This is a genomic window from uncultured Thiohalocapsa sp. (assembly GCF_913063425.1).
In the GTDB taxonomy this organism is placed as follows: Bacteria; Pseudomonadota; Gammaproteobacteria; order Chromatiales; family Chromatiaceae; genus Thiohalocapsa.
The window spans coordinates 1-5,517 of sequence record NZ_CAJXYK010000103.1 but is presented as its reverse complement, the minus strand read 5'-3'; the positions used below and the strand labels follow the sequence as shown (position 1 = coordinate 5,517).

General features: G+C 70.1%; 6 protein-coding genes. 3 read left to right on the top strand and 3 right to left on the bottom strand.

Annotation, left to right across the window (positions count from 1 at the left end):
* The first annotated feature begins 180 nt into the window (after positions 1–180).
* The 3 genes from QZ607_RS25565 (at position 181) to QZ607_RS25555 (ending at position 3,760) form a co-directional block, all read left to right on the top strand.
* Positions 181–804 (top strand): response regulator transcription factor, encoded by a 624-nt coding sequence (locus tag QZ607_RS25565; RefSeq protein WP_295889044.1) that lies wholly within the window; start codon positions 181–183, stop codon positions 802–804.
* Between the two features lie 183 nt (positions 805–987).
* Positions 988–2,781 (top strand): ATP-binding protein, encoded by a 1,794-nt coding sequence (locus QZ607_RS25560; protein WP_295889042.1) that lies wholly within the window; start codon positions 988–990, stop codon positions 2,779–2,781.
* A 262-nt stretch (positions 2,782–3,043) separates the two neighbouring features.
* Positions 3,044–3,760 (top strand): PEP-CTERM sorting domain-containing protein, encoded by a 717-nt coding sequence (locus QZ607_RS25555; RefSeq protein WP_295889040.1) that lies wholly within the window; start codon positions 3,044–3,046, stop codon positions 3,758–3,760.
* A gap of 73 nt (positions 3,761–3,833) precedes the next feature.
* On the opposite strand, the gene QZ607_RS25550 is transcribed toward QZ607_RS25555, so the two are convergent.
* The 3 genes from QZ607_RS25550 to QZ607_RS25540 all read right to left on the bottom strand — a co-directional run bounded on the left by QZ607_RS25550 (position 3,834) and on the right by QZ607_RS25540 (position 4,998).
* Complete coding sequence (locus QZ607_RS25550) at positions 3,834–4,034, bottom strand: DUF2283 domain-containing protein (protein WP_295889038.1); 201 nt, start codon at positions 4,032–4,034, stop codon at positions 3,834–3,836.
* Positions 4,035–4,183: 149 nt separating this feature from the next.
* Positions 4,184–4,672 (bottom strand): DUF3368 domain-containing protein, encoded by a 489-nt coding sequence (locus tag QZ607_RS25545; protein ID WP_295889036.1) that lies wholly within the window; start codon positions 4,670–4,672, stop codon positions 4,184–4,186.
* Positions 4,654–4,998 (bottom strand): UPF0175 family protein, encoded by a 345-nt coding sequence (locus tag QZ607_RS25540; RefSeq protein ID WP_295889030.1) that lies wholly within the window; start codon positions 4,996–4,998, stop codon positions 4,654–4,656. The genes QZ607_RS25545 and QZ607_RS25540 overlap by 19 nt, the downstream gene beginning before the upstream one ends.
* Positions 4,999–5,517: the final 519 nt, after the last annotated feature.

Genomic DNA, 5,517 nt, shown 5'->3' with positions numbered 1-5,517 from the left:
ACACGACGAGCAGATGGCCGTCTGCGGGCTGGACGCCGCCGGCATCGAGGAGGCGGTGCGCAGGGAGATGGCGGCGCTGGACGTGGAGCCTGACCGTTTGAAGCGTCGCGGCATGCAGGTGGTCTAGGTTCCGCGGACAGGTCCGGCCCCGGCAGGCATGGACGTGGCGTCCCGGACCCGATGCAGTTCCTGATCGCCGACGATCACTCGCTGCTCAGGGAGGGCCTGGTGGTGGCGCTGCGCGCCGCCTTTCCCGCGGCCCGGCTGGCCCAGGTCGACACCTGGGCGGCGGCGCATCGCAGCATCGGGGCGCGGCACTTCGACCTGATCCTGCTGGACATCTTCATGCCGCGCCGCGGCGCCTGGGAGGACGAGCTGAGGCGATTGCTGGCGGCCCTGTCCGGGACCCCGGTCTGCATCCTGTCGGCATCCGCGGAGCCCGCCCACATCCAGGCCGCCGCGGATGCCGGCGTGCGCGCCTATGTGGTCAAGACGGTCGAGGCGGCCGAGCTCCTGGACATCCTGCGTCGCGTCCTCGCCGGCGAGACCGTGCTCCCCCAGCCGGGGCGTTTCGCGCCACCGCCCCCGGACCCCGACCTGGCGATGGCCCTCACCCGGCGGCAGCGGGAGATCCTGGCGCGGCTCGCGACCGGCGCGAGCAACCGGGACCTGGCCGGGGCGCTCGGACTCACCGAGGCCACGGTCAAGCGGCACGTGCACAACATCTGTCGCCGGCTCGGCGCGGCCAACCGCGTCGAGGCCGTCGCGCTGGCCCGTGCGGCCGGTCTGCTGAGAGATTACTGAGCGCGCGATGCAGCGGTTGCAGCGACGCTGGCCCGATGGCCTTCTGCCCGGCCCGGCGGTGTTGCTCCCGACGACGCGCCTGCCGGGTGCGCCGGGCGAGGGCGTGACCGGCGCGCGGGCGGCACCGGCGGCCGGGGCTGCAGGCCCCGGTGCCGTACCGCTCAGGGCCGCGTAGGCCGACCCATGCCGCCACTCGACCCCGCAACGCTGCGGCGCGAGCAGATGCGCGCCGCCATCGACGGCTATCTGCCGGTGGCCGCGCTCACTGCCGCCACCAGCCTGCTGATCTACGGCTTCTTCAGCGATGCGCCGGGCACCAACCGGTTCGCAGCCAACCTCTGGCTCGCCTGGCAGGCCGGCCTGTGCCTCTCCTGGGTGCTGCTGTCGTTGCGCTACCGGCGCGACTTCAGCCCCATCGAGGCGGTCTGGGAGCGGCGCATCGAGCTGCCGCTGACGGTGCTCTCGGGCCTCGGCTGGGGCCTGTCCTGGCCGGTGTTCATGGACCCGGGCAACCTCGCCAGCGTCATCCTGCTCAATGTCATCACCTCCGCGGCCTTCTTCGTCTACGCCGTCTCCACGCCCCTGCACGGGCTGATCACCAACGTCGGCCTGCTCGCCTGCGGGCTGCCGGTCATCGCCTATGCCTTTGTCGTGGATACGCCGCTGTTTCGCTGGATCGGCGTCGGCGCCGTGATCCTGGTGCTCGGCGCCTTGCTGTTCGCCCGCGTCGTGCACCGCATCTATCTCGGCGCGGTGGAGCAGGCGCACGAGAACCGCCGCCTGGTGGCGGAGCTGAAGCAGGAACAGGCGCGGGTGGAGCGGGCCAACCGGGACAAGCAGCAGTTCTTCAGCGCCGCCAGCCACGACCTGCGCCAGCCCATCCAGGCGCTGAAGCTGTTCCAGGGCGTGCTCGCCGCCGAGCTGACCGGGCCGCGGCAGCGGGCTTTGCTGCACAAGATGGGCGAGGCCATCGACGGCCTCTCGCGGCTGCTGACGCCCTTGACAGACATCGCCCGGCTCGATTCCGGCCGGCTCCGGCCCGAGCCGCGCTGGATCGGCCTCGACGACCTGCTCCGGCGCATCGAGCAACGCTACGGCGAGCTGGCGGCGGAGCAGGACATCGCGCTGCGCCGCGCCGTCACCGCGCGGCAGGCGTTCGTGGACCCGCGCCACCTGGAGCGGGTGCTGAGCAACCTCGTCGTCAACGCCATCGCGCACATGGGCCGGCCGGGGGCCATCCTGCTCGGCGTGCGCCGCGGCGACGGACGGCGCGACGGCGGGGCAGGGCAGCCGGCCGGCCGGCGGCGGTTGCGCATCGAGGTGCTGGACAACGGCCAGGGCATCCCCGCCGAGCACCAGGCCCGGGTCTTCGACGAGCTCTACCAGGTCGGCAACCCGGAGCGTAACCGCGCGCGGGGCGTCGGGCTCGGGCTCGCCATCGTCCGGCGCCTGTGCGCGCTGATGAGCTGCCGCATCACCCTCGAATCCAGCGCCGGCCGCGGCTGCCGCTTCACGCTGCACCTCGAACAGCCGGCGGCGGATAAGGCGCCGGCTGCCGAGCCGCCGGTGTCCGTGCCCGCCGCCCGCCAGCTGCCCACCATCGCCGGCATCGAGGTCCTGATCCTGGAGGACGACGGCCAGCTCGCCGACGCCCTGCACCTGCAACTGGCCGCCTGGGGCTTTCGCCCGCGCACCGCGTACGACACCGCCTCGGCCCGCGCTGCCCTGGAAGGCTTCGCGCCGCGGCTGGTCCTCGCCGACCTGGAGCTGCGCGGCGGCGAGACGGCGCCCGCCGTGATCAAAGCGCTGGAGAGGCACCTCGGCCGGCGGCTGCCGGCGCTCCTGATCACCGGACGGGTGGAAGGCGACCCGCCCGCGCTGCCGGGCGTTCCGCCGGTCCTGCACAAGCCCATCGCGCCGGGGCGTCTGCGCGCGGGGCTGCTGGCGTTGTTACCAAAACTTGATCTGGATCAATAAATCGCGTTCCGTAAGTCTCTGATTTCATTCATCTGCTTCTCGACTTACAACTTTCGTGCAATTTCGCCGCGGTTGTTCGGATGGTCAAAGTGCCCCCGAACGCTTGTCGGAGGATTCGCGCCTGTCGTCGGTCTTGGTATCGGCCCCGGCAAGCGGATCGGCATCGACATGCCCCACCCAGGCTCACGCGGGGCTCCGCCTTCGGCAGGCCGGTGGGCGCGATCACCCGCAACATGAAAGCTTCTTTCGGAGGACTCTGACGATGAGATATTCGGCAATCCTGGCGGCGGCACTGTCCATCGGCGCCTTCGGCGCCGCCCAGGCGGCGCTTGTGAACGTGCAGTTCGGCGGCAATTTCAATGACCCGCAGGCTCAGGTCGGGCCGGCAGTGATCGGCTCCGCCGGCGATGTCTGGAACCAGATGTGGGGGCTCAGCGGCAACACGGGGGGCGGCGCGCTCGTGGACAGCGACGGCAATGCGACCGGCTACTCCATTGCATTCTCGACCAATGGCTGGCTGCAGGTTCCAGAGGCGGACACGGTCTGGGGGGCGGACTACCGCAACCTGATGCGCGGCTCAATCTATGCCACCGACACGCTGCGAAACGTCACCATCAGCGGCCTGCCGGCGAACGCCGAGTACGAGCTGTATGTCTACACGCAGGGTGACTCGGGCGCGAACGGGCGCTGGATGACACTGACACCGGCCGGTGGCAGCACGGTGATCACCGACCCGGCGGACGCCAACGCCAACACCTTCATCCTCGGGCAGAACTACCTGCGGCTGGACGTCATGTCCGACGCGTCCGGCGTGCTGAGCTTCGATTACGTGCGCCACGCCGGCGAGGCTAACCTGAATGGGCTGCAGCTGGCCGTCGCCGAGGCCCAGGCGCCGGCGCCCGCCAGTCTCGGCCTGCTCGCGGCAGGCGGTCTGGTCCTTGCCGCGGCCCGGCGGCGGCGCCCGCGAAGCGCGGCCTGAGTCCGACTCCCGTCTCTCGTCATACCGCGCCGCGGTGTGACGAGAGACGGCCGCGGAGCGGCCGTAAGCCCCCTCAGGCCGCGTCGGCCAGCACGCGCTCGATCTGCAACGGATAGACGCCGCTCTTCTGCGCATCCAGGATGGTGATTTCGCCGATGCCGTCAGCCGTATAGCCGATGTTGACGTTCCAGCTCAAGGATTCGTCGCGGACGATCTCGCCCTTGGTGAGCTCCATGAAGAGGATGTCGTCTTCCTCGTAGTACACGATCTTCATGACTGGCTCCGGCGTCAGTTCTCGCATCGTTGCACCGGGTGGCGCGGCGCACTGTGAAAGGGGATCAGGGTCAATTCCTGCTGCTGGAGATTGACCCTGATCCCGTTTTGCCCGATCAGCCCGCCGTCGCCTTGGGGCGGGTGACGCACTTACTCCCCGACCCGCCGCAGAACCGTCTCGATCACCTGCGCAGAGATGCGGAAGTCCGAGCCATGCAGACGTGCGAAGGCCTCCCGCGCCGAGCCGATCAGGCCGCGCGTCTTGGCCATGCCGATGACGGCCGCGGTGCCGGCGACCCGCAGACCGTGCTCGGCTGCGATCACACGGCCGGCTCGCTCGTCCATCAGCAGCAGGCTTGGCCCTCGATTGGCCAGCGCAATGCGGATGCAAGCGGTCTCGCCTTCATCCAGATTCGGCAGCGCGGGTTCAGCCGGTGCCGGCTCGCTCTGCCGCAGCCAGCCCGCGGTCTCGGCTGCCGCAATCGCCGACTCGTCCGGCATGCCGCGTCCCGGCAGAACCTCGTAGCGCACCTCGGGCGGCATCCACACTGTGCCGAAGAGCGACTGCAGCCATGCCAACCCGTCGATCCGCGCCAGCCCGATCAGCGGGCTCGCGTCGGTCAGGACGAGGCGAGCCATGCGTCCAGGGTATCCATATCCGTCGCGGCCTCATCGGCTTCGAGCGCGACCACCGGGATGCCCAGGCGCGACAGGTGGGTCACGAATTCCGATAGCGGCATCTCCGCCAGGCGCGCCGCCCGCGCCAGCGACAGGCTGCCGTCGCGAAACAGCGCGGTGGCCAGCGCAGGCCGCACGCCCTTGGCCTCCAGACCGCCGGCGAGCTCGACGCCGACCATCAGCGCATCGGGCCGATCGCGGTTCAGCACCAGCACGACATCACGACGCGCTTTGCGCAGGGCGTCACTCGGGTTGTTCTTGAGCCCGCTGACGTTCACGGTCTCCATGCCTATACCTCAAGGGAAGATTAGATGGGCAGGAGGATAGCAGACGACGCGGGCTTTGGCTCGGAGCCGTCCGCCGGGGTCAGCAGTACGGGGCACGGGGTCAGTACGGGGCACGGGGTCAGAGGGGCACGGGGTCAGAGAGGGGCACGGGGTCAGTTCTCGCAGGGGCACGGGGTCAGTTCTCGCATCGCAGGGGCACGGGGTCAGTTCTCATCGGGGCACGGGGTCAGTTCTCGTAGCGGGGCACGGGGTCGGGGCACGGGGTCAGTTCTCGCATCGTGTCACCGTCGGCGCTAGGGGCACGGGGTCAGTTCTCGCATCGCGCAGGGGCACGGGGTCAGTTCTCGCATCGTTCTGGGGCACGGGGTCAGTTCTCGCATCGTGTCACCGAGCAGCGAGGGGCACGGGGTCAGTTCTCGCATCGTGTCACCGTCGGCGCTAGGGGGCACGGGGTCAGTTCTCGCATCGTGTCACCGAGCAGCGAGGGGCACGGGGTCAGTTCTCGCATCGTGTCACCGT